Annotated in this window: 20 protein-coding genes; 10 read left to right on the top strand and 10 right to left on the bottom strand. The window is 44.9% G+C overall.

Annotation, left to right across the window (positions count from 1 at the left end):
• Nucleotides 1-27 precede the first annotated feature (27 nt).
• From sfsA to panC, 7 genes are all read left to right on the top strand, one after another.
• Nucleotides 28-753, top strand: a complete 726-nt coding sequence (gene sfsA, locus OCV20_RS02855) for a DNA/RNA nuclease SfsA (RefSeq protein ID WP_048612328.1) — start codon at nt 28-30, stop codon at nt 751-753.
• 135 nt (nt 754-888) lie between these two features.
• Nucleotides 889-1,335, top strand: a complete 447-nt coding sequence (gene dksA, locus OCV20_RS02850; RefSeq protein WP_004738189.1) for an RNA polymerase-binding protein DksA — start codon at nt 889-891, stop codon at nt 1,333-1,335.
• 218 nt (nt 1,336-1,553) lie between these two features.
• Entirely contained in the window at nt 1,554-2,429 is an 876-nt protein-coding gene (gluQRS, locus tag OCV20_RS02845; RefSeq protein WP_086774165.1) for a tRNA glutamyl-Q(34) synthetase GluQRS, read from the top strand.
• A gap of 183 nt (nt 2,430-2,612) precedes the next feature.
• A complete protein-coding gene (gene pcnB / locus OCV20_RS02840; RefSeq protein WP_017059432.1) occupies nt 2,613-3,968 on the top strand; it encodes a polynucleotide adenylyltransferase PcnB in 1,356 nt (451 codons plus the stop codon).
• Nucleotides 3,965-4,450 carry a 2-amino-4-hydroxy-6-hydroxymethyldihydropteridine diphosphokinase gene (gene folK / locus OCV20_RS02835; protein WP_004735459.1) on the top strand — a complete coding sequence of 162 codons (486 nt, stop codon included), beginning with the start codon at nt 3,965-3,967 and terminating at the stop codon, nt 4,448-4,450. Before pcnB ends, folK begins: the two co-directional genes overlap by 4 nt.
• A gap of 22 nt (nt 4,451-4,472) precedes the next feature.
• On the top strand, nt 4,473-5,267 hold the full coding sequence (gene panB / locus OCV20_RS02830; protein WP_048605732.1) for a 3-methyl-2-oxobutanoate hydroxymethyltransferase: 795 nt from the start codon (nt 4,473-4,475) through the stop codon (nt 5,265-5,267).
• A gap of 8 nt (nt 5,268-5,275) precedes the next feature.
• Nucleotides 5,276-6,166, top strand: a complete 891-nt coding sequence (gene panC, locus OCV20_RS02825; RefSeq protein ID WP_086774166.1) for a pantoate--beta-alanine ligase — start codon at nt 5,276-5,278, stop codon at nt 6,164-6,166.
• Between the two features lie 105 nt (nt 6,167-6,271).
• Here panC and OCV20_RS02820 read toward each other — a convergent pair whose 3' ends face one another.
• The 3 genes from OCV20_RS02820 to OCV20_RS02810 all read right to left on the bottom strand — a co-directional run bounded on the left by OCV20_RS02820 (nt 6,272) and on the right by OCV20_RS02810 (nt 9,942).
• Complete coding sequence (locus tag OCV20_RS02820) at nt 6,272-7,042, bottom strand: ABC transporter permease (protein ID WP_010435987.1); 771 nt, start codon at nt 7,040-7,042, stop codon at nt 6,272-6,274.
• A 1-nt stretch (nt 7,043) separates the two neighbouring features.
• Nucleotides 7,044-7,961, bottom strand: a complete 918-nt coding sequence (locus OCV20_RS02815; protein ID WP_017059435.1) for an ABC transporter ATP-binding protein — start codon at nt 7,959-7,961, stop codon at nt 7,044-7,046.
• Nucleotides 7,962-8,310: 349 nt separating this feature from the next.
• Nucleotides 8,311-9,942, bottom strand: a complete 1,632-nt coding sequence (locus tag OCV20_RS02810) for a SulP family inorganic anion transporter (RefSeq protein WP_202910125.1) — start codon at nt 9,940-9,942, stop codon at nt 8,311-8,313.
• Nucleotides 9,943-10,228: 286 nt separating this feature from the next.
• Between OCV20_RS02810 and can the strand changes: the two genes are divergently transcribed.
• Entirely contained in the window at nt 10,229-10,897 is a 669-nt protein-coding gene (gene can, locus OCV20_RS02805) for a carbonate dehydratase (RefSeq protein ID WP_017059437.1), read from the top strand.
• A 73-nt stretch (nt 10,898-10,970) separates the two neighbouring features.
• Here the strand turns inward: can and hpt are convergent, their stop codons facing one another.
• Nucleotides 10,971-11,501: a hypoxanthine phosphoribosyltransferase gene (gene hpt, locus OCV20_RS02800; protein ID WP_017059438.1), complete on the bottom strand. Its 531-nt coding sequence runs from the start codon at nt 11,499-11,501 to the stop codon at nt 10,971-10,973.
• A 336-nt stretch (nt 11,502-11,837) separates the two neighbouring features.
• On the opposite strand from hpt, the gene OCV20_RS02795 reads away from it, so the two are divergent.
• Entirely contained in the window at nt 11,838-12,443 is a 606-nt protein-coding gene (locus OCV20_RS02795) for a LuxR/HapR/OpaR family quorum-sensing transcriptional regulator (protein WP_019824386.1), read from the top strand.
• Nucleotides 12,444-12,548: 105 nt separating this feature from the next.
• Here OCV20_RS02795 and OCV20_RS02790 read toward each other — a convergent pair.
• The 6 genes from OCV20_RS02790 to ampD form a co-directional block, all read right to left on the bottom strand.
• A protein-coding gene (locus OCV20_RS02790; protein WP_108721736.1) for an IS3 family transposase occupies nt 12,549-13,720 on the bottom strand; the annotation gives its coding sequence in 2 pieces (ribosomal slippage) (nt 12,549-13,438 and nt 13,438-13,720; 1,173 coding nt in all).
• Between the two features lie 215 nt (nt 13,721-13,935).
• The gene (lpdA, locus tag OCV20_RS02785) at nt 13,936-15,366 is read right to left on the bottom strand and encodes a dihydrolipoyl dehydrogenase (RefSeq protein WP_017059440.1); all 1,431 of its coding nucleotides are present in this window, start codon (nt 15,364-15,366) and stop codon (nt 13,936-13,938) included.
• A gap of 242 nt (nt 15,367-15,608) precedes the next feature.
• Nucleotides 15,609-17,504: a pyruvate dehydrogenase complex dihydrolipoyllysine-residue acetyltransferase gene (gene aceF / locus OCV20_RS02780; protein WP_086774273.1), complete on the bottom strand. Its 1,896-nt coding sequence runs from the start codon at nt 17,502-17,504 to the stop codon at nt 15,609-15,611.
• Between the two features lie 26 nt (nt 17,505-17,530).
• Nucleotides 17,531-20,194 carry a pyruvate dehydrogenase (acetyl-transferring), homodimeric type gene (gene aceE / locus OCV20_RS02775; protein WP_017059442.1) on the bottom strand — a complete coding sequence of 888 codons (2,664 nt, stop codon included), beginning with the start codon at nt 20,192-20,194 and terminating at the stop codon, nt 17,531-17,533.
• Between the two features lie 62 nt (nt 20,195-20,256).
• The gene (pdhR, locus tag OCV20_RS02770) at nt 20,257-21,018 is read right to left on the bottom strand and encodes a pyruvate dehydrogenase complex transcriptional repressor PdhR (protein WP_009847596.1); all 762 of its coding nucleotides are present in this window, start codon (nt 21,016-21,018) and stop codon (nt 20,257-20,259) included.
• A gap of 483 nt (nt 21,019-21,501) precedes the next feature.
• Nucleotides 21,502-22,101 carry a 1,6-anhydro-N-acetylmuramyl-L-alanine amidase AmpD gene (gene ampD, locus OCV20_RS02765; protein ID WP_086774274.1) on the bottom strand — a complete coding sequence of 200 codons (600 nt, stop codon included), beginning with the start codon at nt 22,099-22,101 and terminating at the stop codon, nt 21,502-21,504.
• An 83-nt stretch (nt 22,102-22,184) separates the two neighbouring features.
• Here ampD and nadC point away from each other — a divergent pair, with 83 nt between their 5' ends.
• Nucleotides 22,185-23,075 carry a carboxylating nicotinate-nucleotide diphosphorylase gene (nadC, locus tag OCV20_RS02760; protein ID WP_017065901.1) on the top strand — a complete coding sequence of 297 codons (891 nt, stop codon included), beginning with the start codon at nt 22,185-22,187 and terminating at the stop codon, nt 23,073-23,075.
• The last annotated feature ends 119 nt before the right edge of the window (nt 23,076-23,194 follow it).

Below are 23,194 nucleotides of genomic sequence, written 5' to 3'. Positions count from 1 at the left end.
AAAAACCTTCCTGTCTAAATAAGTAATATGCACTTCAATCCGCCATTAGAGCCAGCGACTCTTATTAAACGCTATAAACGTTTCCTCACTGACATCCAACTTCCAGACGGTAGCGAGCGTACTATTCACTGCGCTAACACTGGAGCGATGACAGGATGTGCGACTCCTGGCAATACGGTGTGGTACTCAACCTCCGATAATGCAAAAAGAAAGTACCCAAACAGCTGGGAGATCTCAGAAACAGACAAAGGTCATCGTATTTGTGTAAATACTGCGCGGGCAAACCAGCTAGCAGTGGAAGCAATTGAAAATGGGACTATAGTTGAACTCTTAGGTTATAACGCGTTACGAACCGAAGTGAAATATGGCAGTGAGAATAGTCGCATTGATATTCTGCTTGAAGATAACGAAAAGCCGCCTTGTTATATCGAAGTGAAAAGCGTCACTTTGCTCGACGAGCTAGAAACGTCAACTAAAGGGCAAGGTTTTTTCCCTGATGCGGTCACAACCAGAGGCCAAAAACATCTGCGTGAACTCACAGAAATGGTCGAATCTGGAAATAGAGCCGTACTTTTATTCACTGTTTTACATTCAGGTATTGAAAAAGTGTCTGCGGCACACCATATAGACGCCAAATATTCGTTATTACTAAAACAAGCACAAGACGCTGGAGTTGAAGTGCTTTGCTATAAAGCAGAGCTCAGCAGTACTCAAATACAACTAAAACAAGCTGTTGAATTTATCAATAGCTAAGCAAAGATGCTGAACTAATCACATTGATTGCAAGTTTGAATAAGAGTATTTGCCACCATTCGTTCTTTCTGCTATAGATACCCGCCTTAAAATTAGCTGCTTTGCAGTTGACTAGGTGTAAATAGGAGATGCTGTATGCCAGAATCTAAGAAAAAAGCGCTAGGCATCCTAGCCATCGCAGGTGTTGAACCGTACCAAGAGAAGCCAGGTGAAGAGTACATGTCACCTGAGCAAACGGAACATTTTACAAAAATTTTAGCAGCTTGGCGCAACCAGCTCAGGGAAGAAGTTGATCGTACTGTGCACCACATGCAGGACGAAGCAGCGAATTTCCCAGACCCAGTTGACCGTGCTTCTCAAGAAGAAGAATTCAGCCTAGAGTTACGTAACCGTGACCGTGAGCGTCGTCTTATCAAAAAAATTGAGAAGACATTAGACAAGATCGAAGAAGACGATTTCGGCTTCTGTGATTCTTGCGGTATCGAGATTGGCATTCGTCGCCTTGAAGCTCGTCCAACTGCTGATCTTTGTATTGACTGTAAAACACTTGCAGAGATCAAAGAGAAACAGATGCAAGGTTAATTCTTGCAGATGTAAAGAAAGGGAGCCTTGGCTCCCTTTTTTGTTTGTTATCCGAGCGAAGTATTTCACACGCTTGATAGTAAATAGCAGCTTTAAGCCTTAGTTCTATACATCAAACCTTTTTCTATAGATTGAAGCTTAGTTCTACGCATTAAAGCTCTTGTTAAACGTCTTAAGAATCGGCTACTGCGGTACCATTTAGATTAGGTTGTTCACTCATGAATTATATCGGGCGCTTTGCACCATCACCGTCAGGTCCTCTTCATTTTGGCTCACTTGTTGCTGCTCTTGGTAGCTACTTTCAAGCGAAATCTAACCAAGGAAAATGGTTAGTTCGTATGGAAGATCTCGACCCTCCAAGAGAAATGGCCGGCGCTGCAGACCTCATTCTTAAGACGCTTGAGGCTTACCATCTATTTTGGGATGGTGAAGTCGTCTATCAAAGCCAGCGTCATGGCTTGTATCAAGCTCAAATCGATCAATGGGTCGCTGACAATCAAGCCTACTACTGCCAATGCACCCGCAAGCAGATAAAGGCTTTGGGAGGCTTTTACAATGGTCACTGTCGAGATTTAGGCCTAATCGATTCAGGTGAACAGGCGGTGCGCTTGTGCATGGACTTTCCAGTAGAGTCCTTTGATGATGTTCGCCACGGCACCATTCAAATCCCTAAAGCATTAGCTGCAGAAGATTTTATTATTAAACGCAGAGATGGATTGTTTGCCTATAACTTGGCCGTTGTCCTTGATGACATCGACCAAGGAGTGACAGAAGTCGTAAGAGGCGCAGACCTGATAGAACCAACAGGTCGACAAATCAGTTTGTATAAGACGCTCAAGCAAAAAACAGTGAGCTACTTGCACTTACCATTGGCAACCGATGGCTTGGGGAATAAACTGTCAAAGCAGAACCATGCCACCGCGATAGATCTCGATAACCCAAAACCAACGTTACTCAACGCGATGCGATTCTTAGGTTTTGATATCCCGACGGCTCTTTGTGAGGCTTCAATGGATGAGATTTTATTGTGGGGCTGCCAACAATGGAACGTCAGTCAGTTACCTGATAGTTTACAAAAAGAGCACTGTAATTAGCTCGAAACTCACGGCAAATAGCAAAAACGACACATAAAAATGCCATAACCAACCACTGTGGTTAAGCAGACGATGTTCTCAAATGGCTCGCGCTAAGCTATTATTAGCCGCAATTAAACTCTGCACTACCACTTTGGACTAAGAGAAAAACAAAGTTGGCGATACCTACTTTGTTCTAAACTAATGAATACAAACGACAATACCCCAAGCGAACAACGCGGATTCCACGAATTAGCTCTGAATATTTATACTCGTCAAGAGCACAATATTTCACGCAAGCAGATCAGCGACAACGCACTAAAAGTGCTATATCGCCTGAATGGTGCGGGTTTTGACGCATTTCTAGTCGGTGGTGGTGTGCGCGATATCTTATTAGGCTCTCAGCCAAAAGATTTTGATATTGCGACCAACGCAACGCCAGAGCAAATCAAACACCTCTTCAGAAACTGTCGCCTTATCGGTCGCCGTTTCCGCTTGGCACATATCATGTTTGGTCGCGACATTATTGAAGTGGCAACTTTCCGTGGTCACCACCAAGAACCATCGAAGAACGTTTCTGCACAATCGAAAGAAGGCATGCTACTGCGCGATAACGTGTACGGCAGTGTTGATGAAGATGCAGAACGTCGTGATTTCACAATCAACGCGATGTACTACAACATTGCAGACTACAGCATCCACGATTACGCGGGTGGTGTAGAAGATTTAGAAGATAAGCTGATCCGCCTGATTGGCGATCCAGAAACGCGTTACCGCGAAGACCCTGTACGTATGCTACGTGCAATGCGCTTCGCCGCTAAACTGGATTTCGACATCGAAGAAGACACGGCTGACCCGATTGAAGAGTTAGCTCACCTTCTAAGAGACATCCCAGCAGCGCGCCTTTACGAAGAGTCTCTAAAATTACTGCAATCAGGCCACGGTTTAGAAACCTACCACCTGATGCGCGAGTACAACCTGTTCCAACAGATGTTCCCAGCGGTGGCTGAACACTTCACAGAAGATTACGACTCTCACACAGAGCAGATGCTTGATTTGGTTCTCGATTCAACCGACCTTCGCATCGAAGATGGTAAGCGAGTAAACCCAGCATTCATGTTCGCAGCGATGCTTTGGTACCCAATGAACAAGCTGGCAGACAAACTTGTCGCTGAACAGGGTATGGCACACTACGATGCGATCATGGAAGCGAGTAACATCATTCTAGATCAGCAAGTAAAGTCTATTGCTATTCCTCGCCGTCACACCGCAACCATTCGCGAAGTTTGGCAACTGCAACTTCGATTGCCTCGCCGCAACGGTAAACGCGCTGTTCGTCTAATGGAGCTCAACAAGTTCCGTGCAGGCTACGATTTCTTAGAAATGCGTGGTGAGATTGAAGGTGGCGAAACCAAAGAGTTAGCAAAATGGTGGGAGCGTTATCAGACTGCGGGTCGCAACATGCGTCAAGCAATGGCTAATGACGTTGCAGCACCATCAAAGTCAGGCCATCGTCGCCGTAAGACTTATCGAAACAAAAAGAGTAAGCAATCAGAATGATAACTGCTTACATTGCGGTCGGCAGCAACCTTGCCGACCCAGTTAGCCAAGCAAATTTGGCTATCGAAACGCTAAAAAGCCTACCGCGATCAACGTTTATTGCGACCTCTCAGCTATATAGTAGCACTCCAATGGGACCGCAAAATCAACCAGACTACATCAACGCGGTAGTCGCTATCCAAACCGAATTAACGCCAATTGAACTACTTGATTGCACTCAAAAGATCGAACTAGAGCAAGGGCGCGTCCGTAAAGACGAACGTTGGGGACCAAGAACCTTGGATCTCGACATTGTGCTATACGGCAATGAGGTGATCGATTCAGAGCGCTTAATCGTTCCTCATTATGGAATGAAAGAACGAGAGTTTGTACTCTACCCGCTTGCTGAAATCGCACCAAGTTTACAACTCCCTGATGGGACTGAGCTGACAGAACTGCTGAAAATAGTAGATAAGAACGGGCTCAATGTTTGGCAACAATAGCCAAGCGCATTAAGGAAAACCAATGAAAAAAGTAACCATTAACGACCTGATCAAATGCAAACGTGAAGGCCGTAAATTCGCGACTTCGACAGCTTATGATGCGAGCTTTGCTCAATTATTCGAAAGCCAAGAAATGCCAGTTCTGCTTGTCGGTGATTCACTGGGTATGGTTTTACAAGGCCATAACGATACATTACCAGTAACCGTTGAAGACATTGCTTACCATACTCGCTCAGTGCGTGCTGGTAGCCCAAATTGTCTGCTTATGGCTGACTTGCCTTTCATGAGCTACGCAACGCCTGAGCAAGCTTGTGAGAGCTCAGCGACTTTGATGCGTGCTGGTGCGAACATGGTAAAAATCGAAGGCGGAAGCTGGTTGGTTGATACTGTGAAGATGCTAACAGAACGTGCAGTACCAGTATGTGCACACTTAGGCTTAACGCCCCAGTCTGTGAACATTTTTGGTGGTTACAAGATTCAAGGTCGTGACGACGAGCAAGCCGATAAAATGGTTGCTGACGCGTTAGCACTGCAAAACGCAGGCGCTCAAATCGTTCTACTTGAATGTGTGCCAGCTTCATTGGCAAAACGAATTACAGAAGCTTGTGACGTACCGGTTATCGGTATCGGTGCAGGTAATGTTACCGATGGTCAGATCTTGGTTATGCATGACATGTTCGGTATTTCTGCGAACTACATGCCGAAGTTCTCTAAGAATTTCCTAGCAGAGACAGGTGATATGCGTAAGGCAGTAGCTCTATACAAAGAAGAAGTAGAGAGCGCGCGCTTCCCTGATGAAGCTCATACAATCGCTTAGGAGTAAGTATGCAAACTTTTGCTGAAATAGCGGCTCTTCGTGAGCAGATTAAACAGTTTAAGCGTGATGGACGTACGGTTGCTTTTGTACCGACTATGGGAAACCTGCATGAAGGCCACCTAACTCTGGTAAAGAAAGCTCGTGAACTGGCCGACATCGTTGTGGTAAGCATCTTTGTAAACCCAATGCAGTTTGACCGTGCCGACGACCTAAACAACTACCCTCGCACGTTAGAAGCAGATTTAAGCAAGCTAACAGGTGAAGGTGTTGAGCTAGTATTTACACCAACGCCAGAGGTGATGTACCCAGATGGATTAGACAAGCAGACGTTTGTTGAGGTCCCTGGCATATCTCACATGCTTGAAGGTGCCTCTCGTCCAGGTCACTTCCGTGGTGTATCAACCATTGTCACTAAACTGTTTAATATCGTTCAGCCAGACTTTGCATGCTTCGGCGAGAAAGACTTTCAGCAACTTGCTGTTATTCGCCAGATGACCACTGATTTAGCGTTAGACATTGAAGTTGTCGGCGTTGCAACCGTTCGTGAAATGGATGGTTTGGCAATGAGCTCTCGTAATAGCAACCTCACCATTGACGAGCGCCAACGAGCGCCCGTTCTAGCGCGCACTATGCGCTGGATCAGCAGTGCTATTCGTGGTGGTCGTGATGATTACGCATCAGTGATTGAAGATGCAACTGACCAGCTGCGCGCTGCAGATCTTCAACCAGATGAGATCTTCATTTGTGATGCTAAGACTCTGCAAGCAATCACTTCAGAATCAACTCAAGCAGTGATTCTAATGTCGGCTTTCCTAGGTAAGACCCGTCTTATCGATAACCAAGTTCTCGATTTGGTAACGGAAACCAAAGAAGAAGTGAAAGAAGAAGTGACTGAATAGTCGGCTTCTGCTCTTAACGCAAACAAAAACACCAAACGCAAAACATAAAAAAGGTCGATGTTATATCGACCTTTTTCTTTACCTGTTACTTAGATGAACCAAAGGTTAGCTACGTAAGCCGATACCCTTTGTCACTAAGTAGTGTGCAATGCCATACAACAGCACGATAAACACGCCTAGTACGCCAAACGACGTCACGATACCCACATCAGACACACCCAAGAAGCCATATCTGAACGCGTTAACCATGTACACGATAGGGTTCAACTTCGATACACCTTGCCAGAATTCAGGCAATAGACTGATCGAGTAGAACACACCACCAAGGTACGTCAGCGGCGTTAAGATAAAGGTTGGGATAATAGATATATCATCAAAGGTGCGTGCGAATACCGCGTTAATCAAGCCACCCAAAGCGAACACAACTGATGTTAAAAATACCGTCGCAATGATCACGCCCCAATGGTCAACTTGTAAGTCGACAAAGAACAACGACACGAAGGTTACTATGGTGCCCACTAACAAGCCACGAACCACACCACCCATTACGAAGCCGGCGATAATCACGTAGTTAGGAACCGGAGCTACAAGCAACTCTTCAATGTTCTTCTGGAACTTAGCACTAAAAAATGACGAGGCCACATTCGAATATGAGTTGGTGATCACCGACATCATGATCAGGCCAGGAACAATGTATTCCATATAACTGAAGCCGTTCATTTCACCAATACGAGCACCAATCAGGTTACCGAAGATGATGAAGTAAAGCGTCATGGTAATCGCTGGCGGCACCAGAGTTTGCACCCAGATACGAGTAAAGCGATTGATCTCTTTGGTCAACAAACTGCAAAAAGCTGTCCAATATAGGCTGTACATATTATTTACTCCCCTCACGGACGATACTCACAAATAGCTCTTCTAGACGGTTTGCTTTGTTACGCATAGAGAGGACTTTAACCTGTTGCTCGCTCAATTGAGCAAAGATGGTATTCAAACCTAGGTTCTTGTCGATTTCGATTTCTAGCGAACCATTGACCATCACTTGGCTATTCACGCCTTCAAGCTTAGGTTCAGTCGTACCCTCTTCCAGATCCAAAATAAAGGTCTCAGCACTCAATTTACCCAACAGCGCTTTCATTGTTGTGTTCTCAATCAGCTCACCGCGATTGATGATACCAATGTTGCGACACAGCATTTCTGCTTCTTCTAGGTAGTGCGTGGTCAAGATAATGGTAATGCCCTGCTTCTCATTGATCTCTTTTAGGAATTCCCACATTGAACGACGCAGTTCAATATCAACGCCTGCCGTTGGTTCATCAAGGATCAACAAATGAGGTTCATGCATCAATGCACGCGCGATCATCAAACGACGCTTCATACCACCAGACAAGTTACGCGCACGTTCGCCACGCTTTTCCCACAAATCGAGTTGAGATAGGTACTTTTTCGCTCGCTCTTTCGCCAAAGCTTTTGGCACGCCGTAATAACCCGCTTGTTGCAGCACGATCTGTTCAACGGTCTCAAACGGGTTAAAGTTAAACTCTTGAGGTACAAGGCCTAAGTTCTGCTTCGCCAACTCCAGATCGGTATCAATGTCGTAGCCGAACACTTTAACCTTGCCCGACGTTTTATTTACCAGTGAAGAGATAACACCAATAGTGGTTGATTTACCCGCACCATTTGGACCAAGTAGTGCGTAAAAGTCGCCTTTTTCTACTTGTAAACTAACGCCCTTCAGAGCCTCGAAGCCCCCAGCATAAGTTTTTCTTAATTGCTCAATTTCTAATGCATACATAGAGATAGACTGCCATTTGCTATAGATAAGATGTAGACGACCGAGCTTGAGGAAGAGAGTAATGCTTAAAACGAGCTAGCAGAAAACTAACCCAAACTTGTTTACTCGGCCATTTTGCAAACAAGTTTATCGTTGATTGACGATTAATACAAATATCGTGTGAGAGTTTCTTTCGAAAACAAATAAACGTCTTGGCTACGTGAAGACTAAATCAACGTTCAATAAATATAAAAATGCCGCTAAGTTATTCACTTAACGGCATTAATGATCAGTCTTGAAGTGAGCGTCTATAGCTTATTCATATTAGATTATTCATATCAGCTCATTCATGTTCGCTTGTTACTGAAAATTAAACTGACTCAAATTGATGCTCATCTCTGTCGACATAGCTTGTTGCTGCCGTCAGGGCTTCATATCTGAATCGATAAGTGTTGGATTCCGGCACTAGGTCAATCACGTGGAACTTCTCTAGTTGCTGACGAGTATTCTCATTAGGACACAGCAGGTACACCTCACACTGCGCATCCAATGCATCTTTAATCGCATTCTCTAGCGCAAGACCAACAGTGACATCAATCATAGGGACATCTGTCAGGTCTAGAATCATCGCTTCATAGTCAGAAATACTTGAGTGCTGGCGTGAAATTGCCTTTGAAACGCTGAATATCATCGGCCCAGAAAGATAGAAGAACAGCACCTTACCATTGGCACTATCGAGTAACTGACGTTCGCTATCGGTCAATGGGATATCGTCTTCATCATCACCATCACTGATCGCCTTAACTTGTCTGGCTTGCTCTCGGCTCAATCTTTCAATAATCAGAATGTTCGAGATAAACACGCCCAGTCCAACGGCAATAATCAAGTCGACAAACACAGTCAGTAGCATCACGCCGTACATCACGCCCATGCCGGCATAGCTGACCTTGTGCGCGCGCTGGATAAAACTCCAATCTAGGATATTGAAACCAACATACATCGCGATACCAGCCAGCACTGCCATAGGAATCGGTTCTGTTAAGCCACCCGCAACCAATACCACTAGCGCAAGTACTAAGGCTCGAATAACACCTGAAAGCGGAGAACGCGCTCCCACCTGAATATTCGTTACGGTACCCATAGTGGCGCCCGCACCAGGTAGCGCACCAAACAGGCCAGAGATCATATTGGCAATGCCTTGGCCACGAAGCTCTTTGTCTGAGTCATGCTCTTTACGAGTCAGTGAATCTCCGATAACCGCGGTCAAAAGCGTATCAATACAACCTAATGTACCAAGCACCAAGGCATCGATAACCATGGTCGTGAACTGTTCTGCGCTGATCGTAGGAATAACGAGAGAAGGCAAACCAGCTGGGATTTCACCAATACGGCGAATAGAGTCGGTATCAAAAATAATGACGGACAAGAGCGTCACAGCCACTAACGCGACAAGTTGTGCGGGTACATACTTACGATACTTAGCGGGGAAGCCAAAAAGAATACCGAGCGTCAATGCACCTAAAAACAGTTCACTCACTTTTAAGTTTGCTAGCGTATCAGGAAGTGCAGATAGCGTACCTATTACCCCACCAGAAGGTGCGGCGTGTCCTAATAAAGGGGATAGCTGCAAAATAATTAGAATAACGCCAATACCCGACATAAATCCGGAGATCACGCTATATGGCATCAAAGTAACGTATTTTCCGAGCTTTAACGTGCCAAGCAATATCTGAAATGCACCTGCCATCATCACGACTGTGAAGGTCATTGCCATGCCAGTTTCAGGGTATTTCGCGACCATACTGGTCATTACGGCTGTCATGATCACCGTCATCGGGCCGGTCGGTTCAGAGATCAGGCTGCTCGAGCCACCAAACAATGCAGCAAATAGGCCAACCATGATGGCGCCCCAAAGGCCAGCTTCCGCGCCCGCACCAGAAGCAACACCAAATGCCAATGCTAAAGGTAATGAAATGATGGCTGTAGTAACACCACCAAACATGTCCCCTTTGAGATTGATATCCGTAAAACGACTTCCAAACAAAACACACCTTCCTGATGATGAAATGACAAACCTTATCACTTTAACAAATGTATCAAGTGTTCAGAAAGTGTTAATTCAATCACATCATTAATGTCTTATAACCAGATCATAGCTTCTACGCTAAGTTAATGATTTTAACGACGAGTACACGTCAGATGAGTACTATTTGACACAGTTTTTACGAGATTGAATTTGTAACATTGTGTATAGTTGAGATTCTTAATTAAGGGATGTAAGACGCAAAATGCCAGAGATTAAACAGCTTTTTGAAAACAACTCTAAATGGTCAGAAGAAATTCGATCTCAACGACCTGAGTATTTTACAACGCTTGAAGAGGGTCAAAGCCCTGGTTTTCTATGGATTGGCTGCTCAGATAGCCGTGTTCCGGCCGAGCGTCTCACTGGTTTGTATTCTGGCGAACTGTTTGTTCACCGAAATGTGGCGAACCAAGTGGTTCATACCGACCTAAACTGCCTCTCAGTGGTACAGTACGCCGTCGATGTACTCAAAGTTAAACACATCATTGTCTGCGGTCACTATGGCTGTGGCGGTGTTAACGCGGCGATTGATAACCCTAAACTTGGTCTTATCAACAACTGGTTACTTCACATCCGTGACAATTACCTAAAATACCGTAAGCAAATCGAGGGGCTTCCTCGTGAGCAATGGGGTGACAAGTTGTGCGAAATTAACGTCGCAGAACAGGTTTATAACCTAGGCAACTCAACCATTATGCAGAATGCGTGGGAGCGTGGCCAAGACGTTGAAATCCACGGTGTGGTTTATGGTATTGGCGATGGCAAGCTGCAGGACCTTGGCGTACGTTGCTCAAGTAACGATACTCTAGAGAACAGTCACTTAGATGCATTAAACAAGATCTTAACGACGCCTCTTCTTAGTCAACAAAGCTAACCCGTTCCGTCATATATACAAAAAGCCCGCTGATGCGGGCTTTTTAATGACTTCTAAACCACAAGCGTAATGATTACTCTTGAGGTACTACCTTACCGATGTACGGTAGGTGACGATATTTTTGTGCGTAGTCGATACCAACACCAACAACAAACTCGTCTGGGATTTCAAAACCAATCCATTTTGTATCTACTGTCACTTCACGGCGAGAAGGCTTGTCTAGTAGCGTACAAATTTCGATAGACTTAGGACCACGTAGGCTCAGAATCTCTTTTACTTTAGTCAGCGTGTTACCTGTATCGATAATATCTTCTACAAGTAGAACGTCTTTACCTTGGATATCATCATCAAGGTCTTTCAAAATACGAACATCACGTGAGCTTTCCATGCCGTTGCCGTAGCTAGACGCGGTCATGAAATCAACTTGGTGAGTTAAATCGATAGCACGAGCAAGATCTGCCATAAAGACAAAAGATCCACGCAATAAGCCAACTAAAACTAGATCTTCACTACCGTTGTAGTGTTCCGTGATCTGTTTGCCTAGTTCGTTCACTCGATCCTGAACTTCTTGCTCAGAGATCATGACTTCAACTGTATGCTTCATACTGCTCTCATTCTATTTGGTGATTGCGACGAATGTTGACAGTTTCGTCAGTTGTGTCGCTCAATTTTGTGCGTAAGTCTAGCACTGCTCAAATACCCACACCACCTTATGGTTCGAATTTACTGTCAGATTCTCAACGAAATGTGCGCTGGTGCCTTATCCAATACTCGTCTCCTTTCACATCAATGCTGATCACGCTTTATGTATCAAGTTTGATGTAACTGTCTATAAAACAAGCTGAAAGGATTGACCATTCGCATATGCACCATTACACTCATCTTGCTTAAATAATAATAAAATCATTAATATAAAAATTTCGTTGGCAAGGAAAATAAAATGGACTCAATATCTAAGAGACCTAGAACTAGGCTTTCACCTTTAAAAAGAAAACTTCAATTGATGGAAATCGCTCTTGAGGTATTCTCTCGCCGCGGTATCGGTCGTGGTGGACACGCTGATATTGCAGACATCGCTCAGGTGTCTGTCGCAACGGTATTTAACTACTTCCCTACCCGTGAAGATCTGGTTGATGAAGTGCTTAATCATGTTGTACGCCAATTCTCTAACTTCCTTTCAGACAATATCGATCTGGATATTCACGCAAAACAAAACCTACATAATATTGCGACTGAAATGGTGACGTTAGTGGCTCAAGATAGCCATTGGTTAAACGTATGGTTCGAATGGAGCGCTTCGACTCGTGATGAAGTATGGCCGCTATTCGTAACCACCAACCGCACTAACCAAATGTTAGTACAAAACATGTTTAGCAAAGCGATTGAACGCGGCGAAGTTTGCGACGATCACGATCCTAAACATCTAGCGAACCTATTCCACGGCATTTGCTACTCGCTATTCATCCAAGCGAAACGTGTAGAAACGCCAGAAGAGCTTTCAAGCTTAACGGATAGCTACTTGAACATGCTGTGCATTTATAAGTAGATTCGAGATTCGAGATTCGAGATTCGAGATTCGAGATTCGAGATTCGAGATTCGAGATTCGAGATTCGAGTAATGATATGGCCCCTAAAAAGTAGACACAGGGGTTTAGTTGATTAGTTCAAAGTCCATGGGACTCACTCCACCTAGAGTCCCATGTCTTCTTACTGGATTATAATAGGTATCGATATAAATTCGACTCTGCATCGTCATTTCTTGTCGTGAAAGCTGATCTAAGTTGTTCATCCACTCTTTCTTATATTGCGCAAAGAAGCTTTCGGAACAAGCGTTGTCCCAACAGTTTCCTTTTCTCGACATGCTGACTTTAATCTTTCGTTTACGGTGCCAACGGATCGTCTCCAACGCTCGATACTGTATACCTTGATCGGAGTGAAACAAAAGCTCGTGACCTAAGGGCTGCCTTTGTTTCCAAGCCTTATTCAGGCTTCTTAGCACTAACTTTGCGTTATTAATGCGACTTGTCGACCAACCAATCACTTTGCGTGAAAACAAATCTAAGACGACGCACAGGTATTGCCAACCATCAGTACAGCGCACCTGAGTTATATCTGACACCCAAACTCGATCGGGTTTATCCACCTTAAATTGACGGGCAAGAATGTTATAGGCAGGTATAAGCGTATTTTGTCTTGGTGCTCGTCCATATCGCTTCTTGCTCGCGCAAGAGCGATAGCCCATATTCTGCAGAAGCCTCTGTACTCGCTTTTTATTACAAATAAAGCCGTTAGCGACCGCTGCTTCCCAAAGCTTTCGATAGCCTGGAATACAATACTGAGCTTTGCTTTCTCTCCTCAAGTAGTGACTTAAAGACTCATTGTCTGTCTCTCGCTTCGATGGTTTCCTTGTTAGCCACTTGTAATAACCCGCTTTAGAAACACCCAACCATTGGCATAGTCGTATGACAGGAAGCTTCACACTGGCCTTCTTAAGGATATACTCGAACCTTATTCTTTTTGGCTGTCGAAGAAAGCCTTCGCTTCCTTTAAGAAATCATTCTCCAGCTCTGCCATCTCAAGCTTCTTTTTCAATTGACGGATCTCTTTCTCCAGTTGTGCAAAGGATTTTTCGGGGCCGTGGTTAGGTATTGGGAGGGAGTTAGTCTTTTTCGATGTCATTTGGCATCTCCATTTAGAAAGTAGCACCGGCGATATTCCTAAGGATAGTGCTACTGACTTAACGGTATCAGAAGAATCGAGAGATCGCTGAACAGCTTCTCGTTTAAATTCGTCTGTATATTGTCTTTGTGATTTTACTTTCATGACACTCAATGCTCTGTATTAAGTGTCTACTTTTATGGGGTCACATCAGGCCTAATGGGTCAACCCTTTTTTGTAGAATGGAATATCTCTTCGCATCCCGAAGCGCAGCGTACTGGCATCTCGGAGTGAAACGTTACTACTCTTTTCTTCAGACATAAAAAAGCCGCTGACGAATCAGCGGCTTTTAAAAACATTAGCGAGTGGCTAAGAAAGAATTACTTCTTCTTTTTCACTGCTTTCTTATTTGGAAGGTCAGTGATTGAACCTTCGAATACTTCCGCAGCTAGACCAACAGACTCGTGTAGAGTTGGGTGAGCGTGGATAGTAAGTGCGATATCTTCTGCATCACAACCCATTTCGATTGCTAGGCCGATTTCGCCAAGAAGTTCACCACCGTTAGTACCAACAACAGCACCACCGATTACGCGATGAGTATCTTTATCGAAGATCATCTTAGTAACGCCGTCTGCACAGTCAGAAGCGATTGCACGACCAGAAGCAGCCCAAGGGAAAGTAGCAACTTCGTAGTTGATGCCTTCAGCTTTCGCTTCTTTCTCAGTCTTACCTACCCAAGCAACTTCTGGCTCAGTGTACGCAATTGATGGGATTACTTTAGGGTCGAAGTAGTGCTTCTTACCAGAGATAACTTCAGCAGCTACGTGACCTTCATGCACACCTTTGTGAGCAAGCATTGGTTGACCAACAACGTCACCGATCGCGTGGATGTGAGGAACGTTCGTACGCATTTGCTTATCAACATTGATGAAGCCACGCTCATCAACTTCGATACCCGCTTTTTCAGCGTCGATAAGTGCACCGTTTGGAACACGACCGATAGCAACAAGAACAGCATCGTAGCGCTCAGCTTCAGCTGGTGCTTTTTTGCCTTCCATTGAAACGTAGATACCGTCTTCTTTCGCTTCAACAGCAGTCACTTTAGTTTCAAGCATTAGCTTGAACTTGTTCTTAATGCGCTTAGTGAAAACTTTAACGATGTCTTTATCCGCAGCAGGGATAACTTGATCGAACATCTCTACAACTTCAACTTTAGAACCTAGAGAGTGGTAAACCGTACCCATCTCTAGACCGATGATACCGCCGCCCATGATAAGCAGTTTTTCAGGTACTTCGTTTAGTTCTAGTGCATCCGTAGAATCCCAAATACGTGGGTCTTCATGTGGGATGAAAGGAAGTTTGATTGGGCGAGAACCCGCAGCAATGATTGCGTTGTCGAAGTTAACAGTTGTTGCTTCGCCTTCGCCTTCAACAAGAATGCTGTTAGGACCAGTGAACTTACCGAAACCGTTAACAACAGTAACGTTACGCATCTTAGCCATACCGCCAAGACCGCCAGTTAGTTGATCAACTACTTTTTCTTTCCAAATACGGATCTTGTTGATGTCCGTTTGTGGCTCGCCGAATACAACGCCGTGCTCTGCCATCGCTTTAGCTTCTTCGATTACTTTAGAAACGTGAAGAAGTGCTTTTGATGGAATACAACCAACGTTTAGACATACACCACCAAGAGTGCTGTAACGTTCAACTAGTACTGTTTCTAGACCTAAATCCGCACAACGGAATGCCGCTGAGTAACCAGCAGGACCTGAACCAAGTACAACAACTTGGGCTTTAATTTCTTTGCTCATTGTGACCTCTTGTAGTCATTATCCCTAACAGGCTGAGTAGATGTTCTTAAAATTATTGGGCTTTCAAACAGGAAACATTTTACAGAGATGTTAACAGTGTGAAAGTAGCTTTAAGTTAGCCTGTGAGCTAGACAACAATTCCCCATCAGATTATGAGAAATGCAGGAAACTGTTCTCTAAAAATAGTCTTTATATAAAGAATTAAGGTGACCCGAAAGTCACCTTAATAATTACTTTCTCAATTACAGTACTAAACGACGAATGTCAGATAGTGCGCTGTTTAGGAAAGTAATGAAGCGTGCACCTTCAGCACCATCGATCACACGGTGGTCGTATGATAGAGACAGTGGAAGCTGTAGACGTGGTTGGAACTCTTTACCATTCCAAACTGGCTTAATTTCAGACTTAGATACACCTAGGATACCTACTTCTGGAGCATTTACGATTGGAGTAAATGCAGTACCGCCAATACCACCAAGGCTAGAGATTGTGAAACAACCGCCTTGCATGTCTGCCGCTGTTAGTTTACCAGAACGTGCCTTCTTAGAAACAGCCATTAGCTCTTCAGATAGCTCGTAAATGCCTTTCTTGTTCACGTCTTTGAAGACAGGAACAACTAGACCGTTTGGTGTATCAACAGCGATACCCACGTTTACGTACTTCTTAAGAATGATGCTTTCGCCATCTTCAGAAAGAGAAGAGTTAAACGCTGGGAATGCTTCTAGCGCTTTAGCAACAGCTTTCATGATGAACACAAGTGGAGTGATCTTCATGCCAGTGTCTTTCTTCGCTTCGATTGCGTTCTGTTCTTTACGGAATGCTTCTAGCTCAGTGATGTCTGCGTTGTCCCACTGTGTAACGTGAGGGATCATTACCCAGTTACGGTGCAGGTTAGCGCCAGAGATCTTCTTAATCTTAGAAAGCTTCTGAACTTCAGTTTCGCCGAACTTGCTGAAGTCAACTTTTGGCCATGGTAGTAGACCAAGAGCAGAACCGTCGCCGCCTTTGCCAGATGCAGCTGCACCAGACTCAAGACGCTTAAGTGCATCTTTAACGTAAGACTGAACGTCTTCTTTAAGGATACGGCTCTTACGACCAGTACCTTTAACCTTAGAAAGGTTAACGCCAAACTCACGAGCTAGACGACGAACAACTGGAGAAGCGTGCGCGTAGTCACCGTTCTCTTGGAAGTCGCCAGCTGCTGCTGGAGCCTCTGCAGGTGCTTCTGCTTTAGGAGCAGGTGCCGCCGCTGGAGCTGCTGCTTGTGCAGGTGCTGCAACAGGAGCAGGCGCTGCGCCTTCAACTACGAACGTCATGATTAGAGAGCCAGTTGACACTTTGTCGCCAGCTGCAATCTTGATCTCTTTTACTGTACCAGCGAATGGTGCAGGAACTTCCATTGAAGCTTTGTCGCCTTCAACAGTAATTAGAGATTGCTCTTCTTCTACTGTATCGCCAACCGCTACCATGATTTCAGTAACTTCTACTTCGTCACCACCGATATCAGGAACGTTTACTTCTTTTTCAGCTGATGCTGCTGGAGCCGCTGCAACTGGTGCCGCCGCTGGAGCAGGAGCTGCTGCAACTGGAGCGCCAGAGCCCGCTACTTCAAATACCATTACTAGAGAACCAGTCGATACTGAATCACCAGAAGCGATCTTGATTTCTTTAACGATACCAGCGAATGGTGCAGGAACTTCCATTGAAGCCTTGTCACCTTCAACAGTAAGAAGAGATTGCTCTTCTTCTACTGCGTCACCGATAGCAACCATGATTTCAGTTACTTCAACTTCATCACCGCCGATGTCAGGAACGTGAACTTCTTTAAGCTCAGCTGCCGCTGCAGGAGCAGCTGCAACTGGTGCCGCCGCTTCAACTGCTGGAGCAGCCGGTACTGCTGCAGCACCTTCCGCTTCGAAGATCATGATAAGAGAACCAGTAGAAACAGAATCGCCTTCCGCTACTTTGATTTCTTTAACGATACCCGCTTGAGACGCAGGAACTTCCATTGAAGCTTTGTCGCCTTCAACAGTGATCAGTGACTGCTCTTCTTCAACCTTGTCGCCAACGTTTACAAGAATCTCAGTTACTTCAACCTCGTCAGCACCGATGTCTGGTACATTAATTTCGATTGTCATTGTATTTACCTACCTTAATGCCAGTCTTATGCGTATTGCGGGTTAGTTTTTTCAGTGTCGATATCGAATTTAGCAATTGCTTCAACAACTACAGATTTCTCGATGTCACCACGTTTAGCCAGTTCAGTTAGAGCTGCAACTACGATGTAGCCAGCGTTAACTTCGAAGTGACGACGTAGGTTTGCACGGCTGTCAGAACGGCCGAAACCATCTGTACCAAGTACTTTGTAAGACTCAGTTGGCATGTACGCACGTACTTGCTCAGCGTAGTTCTTCATGTAGTCAGTCACTGCGATTGCAGGTTCTTTACCAAGAACAGTCGTGATGTACGGTACTTTCTCTTCAGCTTCTGGGTGAAGCATGTTGTCACGCTCTACCGCTTGGCCGTCACGAGTTAGTTCGTTGAACGACGTTACAGAGAATACGTCAGATGCTACGCCGTACTCTTCGCTTAGAATTTCAGCTGCTTTACGCGCTTCGTTCATGATAGTACCAGAGCTCATTAGTTGAACTTTGCCCTTAGCACCAGCGTGAGATTCAAGCTTGTAGATACCTTTACGGATGCCTTCTTCAGCGCCTTCTGGCATTGCTGGCATTGCGTAGTTCTCGTTCATTACTGTTAGGTAGTAGTAAACGTTCTCTTGCTCAGGACCGTACATGCGACGGATACCGTCTTGCATGATTACCGCTAGCTCGTAAGCAAACGTTGGGTCGTAAGAGATACAGTTCGGGATAGTGTTCGCTTGGATGTGCGAGTGACCATCTTCGTGCTGTAGACCTTCACCGTTCAGTGTTGTACGACCTGCAGTAGCACCTAGTAGGAAGCCACGAGCTTGTTGGTCGCCTGCTAGCCATGCCATGTCACCAATACGTTGGAAACCGAACATTGAGTAGTAGATGTAGAACGGGATCATCGGTAGATCGTTTGTGCTGTATGAAGTTGCAGCAGCAACCCATGAAGCCATAGAACCTAGTTCGTTGATACCTTCTTGAAGAACTTGACCAGACGTTGCTTCTTTGTAGTAAGAAACGATGCCTTTATCTTCAGGTGTGTATTCTTGACCGTGTGGGTTGTAGATACCAACCTGACGGAATAGACCTTCCATACCGAATGTACGAGCTTCATCACAGATGATAGGAACGATGTTCTTACCAATGTTCTTATCTTTAAGAAGGATGTTTAGCGTACGTACATAAGCCATAGTTGTAGAGATATCACGCTTCTGTTCACCTAGTAGAGGTGCGAATGCGTCTAGCTCAGGAACCTTGAACTCTTGAGTAAACTTAGGAAGACGTGCAGGTGTGTAACCGTGTAGAGCGTTACGACGAGCGTGCATGTATTCGTACTCAGGCGTACCTTCTTCCAATTTCAGGTAAGGAAGTTCAGCGATCTTCTCATCTGAAAGGATGTCTTCTAGGCCTAGGCGATCACGTAGGTGTTGAACATGAGTCATGTCCATTTTCTTAACACCGTGTGCAATGTTCTTACCTTCAGCTGCATCACCCATGCCGTAACCTTTAACAGTCTTAGCTAGGATTACAGTTGGCTTACCGTTTGTCTCTTTAGCATTGTTGAATGCAGCAAACAGTTTAGAAGAATCGTGACCACCACGCTTAAGAGCGAAGATTTCGTCATCAGTCATGTCTGCAACTAGTGCAGCTGTTTCTGGGTACTTACCAAAGAAGTGCTCACGTACGTATGCGCCATCTTTAGATTTGAATGTTTGGTAGTCACCATCGATAGTTTCGTTCATTAGTTGAAGAAGCTTACCAGTAGTGTCTTTAGCTAGTAGAGAATCCCAGTTGCTACCCCAGATAACTTTAACAACGTTCCAACCTGCGCCTTTGAATAGGCCTTCAAGTTCTTGGATGATGCTACCGTTACCCATTACAGGGCCGTCTAGACGCTGTAGGTTACAGTTGATTAGGAAACATAGGTTGTCTAGCTTCTCACGCGCAGCGAAAGAGATAGCACCACGTGATTCTGGCTCATCCATCTCACCGTCACCTAGGAACGCGTATACGCGTTGCGCTGAAGTTTCTTTCAGGCCACGGCCGTCAAGGTACTTAAGGAAGCGCGCTTGGTAGATAGCAGAGATAGGGCCAAGACCCATAGATACTGTCGGGAACTGCCAGAACTCAGGCATCAGTTTCGGGTGCGGGTAAGAAGGGATACCTTTACCATCAACTTCTTGACGGAAGTTATCTAGCTGTTCTTCAGTTAGACGACCTTCAACGAATGCACGAGAGTAGATACCAGGAGAGATGTGACCTTGGTAGTAAACTAGATCGCCACCGTCTGTCTCGTTTGGAGCACGGAAGAAGTGGTTGAAACATACTTCGTAGAACGCTGCTGCTGACTGGTAAGAAGCCATGTGACCACCAAGGTCTAGGTCTTTCTTAGAAGCACGCAATACGATCATGATTGCGTTCCAGCGAATAATCGAACGAATACGACGCTCAAGAGTTACGTCACCAGGGTAAGCTGGCTCTTGTGCTGCTGGAATTGTGTTGATGTAGTTTGTGTTGATGCCTGTAGCCATATCAACACCATCTAAACGCGCTTTATCTAGAACTTGTTCTAGTAAAAACTGTGCACGTTCTACACCTTCTTCACGTACTACTGACTCAAGAGCTTCTAACCAATCTTGAGTTTCCAGAGCATCAACGTCATGCTTCATGTCAGACATGGCGATCTATCCTTTTTGTTAGTTGGATTCTACTAAACACGTAAATAGCCGAAGTATTACGGCTATTTACCCTGTTGAATTCGACGTAAAGAACGTTCGCGGCGCGACTCTTCTTTGGTCAAATCCATCAATGTTTCTTCGATGTAAGCTAAATGAGAGTGTGACATTTCACGTGCCTGTTCTGGCTGTCCTGAAACGATCGCATCCACAATGTTAGCTCGATGTATACTCACTTTCTCCACAACGTCTTTACGACGATGCAACAGCTTTAAATTTTCTAAGACGTTTTGTTCGAGTAACGGAGCCAAGCTACGAACAATGTGCAATAACACCACATTGTGCGCTGCCTCTGTTAAAGCAATAAGAAAAGCCATCACCGCTGCAGATTCGGCTTCAATATCACCCTTATCTTGCGCACCGCGAATTTTTTCTTGGCATGCTTGAATTCGAGCAAAGTCTTCATCAGTGCCACGCAATGCCGCGAAGTAAGCCGAAATCCCTTCCATCGCATGACGCGATTCCAACAAGTCTAGCTGGGTTTCAGAATGGGACGACAACAAATTAAGCAAAGGATCTGAAAAGCTTTTCCAGATATTTTCGCTAACAAACGTACCTCCACCTTGACGGCGAGTAAGCAAGCGTTTTGCTTCTAAACGTTGTATCGCTTCTCGGATTGAAGGACGAGACACATCGAACTGTTTCGCCAGTTCGCGCTCAGGCGGCAGCTGCTGCCCTGGAGCCAGTGTTCCTTCCACTATCAACCTTTCTAACTCTTGTTCGATAACATCGGAGAGTTTTGGCTGACGAATCCTTTGATAAGCCATAGTTTGTTGTTCTTCTTTTTCTTCGCTGACAATTGGTAATACCAATTTTAAGTTGGGCAGAAATTAACATAATTAAAACGCCACTGTCCAGCCTAAAATTGACCTGCATCATAGAATACAGCGTGAATTAACCATGATTTAACAAATGAAATTTAAAACAGCAACCAAATTGGTCTTACCATTTACAGGGGCAATACTTTTGGGGAGTGTTCGTGCTAGAAAGTTTCAGGATAAAAATGAATTGTTTCAGAAAGATTAGCGTCACTTGTTTAAAAATCGAACCAAGCGCACATTTAGGGTGGAAATTCTGTTCATAAGTTTTAATAAATGAGTGTTTGATAAGTTCGTCACACTCTCAATTTATTGATGCGCTTCTCTCCACCACTTTCTTTACATCGCAACAACAAAAATTCACAAGTCATTATGCTAGGCGTTGACTATTCAACGCCCAACGGCGGTAAGGCCATCATCAAAAACGAAGGCTTAAACTTTGAGATTTTTTTTAAACTTTTGCCAATCGAACACCAAGCCAGGGTCAGTTTTACGCAGAGGCGCTATGTATTGATGGCCAGTGATACGTTCGCTGGTGATTTGAGGGAACGTCGATACGATCGTTTCTGTTAGTTGGGTAAGCGCTTGATACTGCTGCTTGGTGTAAGCTACAAAGTCACTGCCCTCCAGTTCAATACCAATCGAATAGTCATTACACCTTTCACGCCCTGCAAAGCTCGACTGGCCAGCATGCCAAGCTCGGTCTAAGAAAGAAACGAACTGCACCACTTCCCCATCGCGACGAATCAAACAGTGCGCCGATACGCCCATTGGGTGAATCACCTTAAAAAACGGGTGTTCCGACGGGTCGAGTTTGCCCGTAAAAAACTGTTCGATATAAGGCCCACCAAATTGACCCGGAGGCAAACTAATGTTGTGAACCACCAGCAAAGAAATATCGTCGGCACTCGGTCGAGCATCAAAATACGGAGAAGGAACATGCCGAGCGTTGTCGTACCATCCGTTGGAGCTGATCGTCATCTTGGTCTCACTTTCTTTTCTGCTAGCACAATAAGATGTGACCTTGCCCATAGAGCAGTCGCGCTAGCCTCTTTAATTTGAAGTTAAGCAAGAGTATCATTCCATTCCCACTCCCTTTCAAGATTAGATTTGCGATGAAAAACACACATAACAGCCACCAACGCCTTGACTACTTAAAAGAGCAACTGCCTCTAGAGATCACTCGTGCAGTCGCTGAGACCATCAAAGAAGATCTAGGTGGAACGTTAGATCCAGCGGCTGATATTACGGCAAGTCTAATCCCTGCAGACGCAATCAACAGTGCAACCATCATTACCCGTGAGCACGGCGTGTTCTGCGGTAAAGCTTGGGCTGATGAAGTGTTTAAGCAACTGGGCGGTGAAGTGACTATCGAGTGGAACGTAGAAGATGGTGACAAGGTTGAACCAAACCAAACACTTTGTACCTTAACAGGTCCAGCACGCGCGCTATTAACGGGTGAGCGTAACGCAATGAACTTCATTCAAACGCTATCTGGTTGTGCGACTACTACAGCTATCTACGCAGACAAAATCAAGCATACTGAATGCCGCCTGTTAGACACTCGTAAAACCATCCCTGGCTTACGCAGCGCACTGAAATACGCGGTGGCTTGTGGTGGCGGTTTCAACCACCGTATTGGTGTGTTCGATGCTTACCTAATCAAAGAAAACCACATCATCGCTTGTGGTGGCATTGAGAAGGCTATCTCTACTGCAAAAGAGCTGAACCCAGGTAAACCAGTAGAAGTAGAAACCGAAAGCCTAGAAGAGCTAGAGCAAGCGATCAGCGCTGGCGCAGACATCATCATGTTAGACAACTTCACTACAGACATGATGCGTGAAGCCGTTAAAATCAACGCAGGACGCGCAGCACTAGAAAACTCTGGTAACGTGACTCTAGATACCATTGCTGAGTTCGCTGAAACAGGCGTTGATTACATCTCGGTAGGCGCACTAACTAAGCACCTAAAAGCAATGGATCTATCAATGAGATTCAAAGCGTAATTAACTGAATAGTAAATAATTTCTGTAAAGGCACTGTTGATAACGGTGCCTTTTTATTGCCTGAATTATCAGTATTTCAAGCAGTTATTTAAGCTGATCGCATAAATTTGCGCGCTATA

This window comes from Vibrio coralliirubri (assembly GCF_024347375.1).
In the GTDB taxonomy this organism is placed as follows: domain Bacteria; phylum Pseudomonadota; class Gammaproteobacteria; order Enterobacterales; family Vibrionaceae; genus Vibrio; species Vibrio coralliirubri.
The sequence above is the reverse complement of the archived record's forward strand: the minus strand, read 5'-3'. Positions and strand labels throughout refer to the sequence as shown.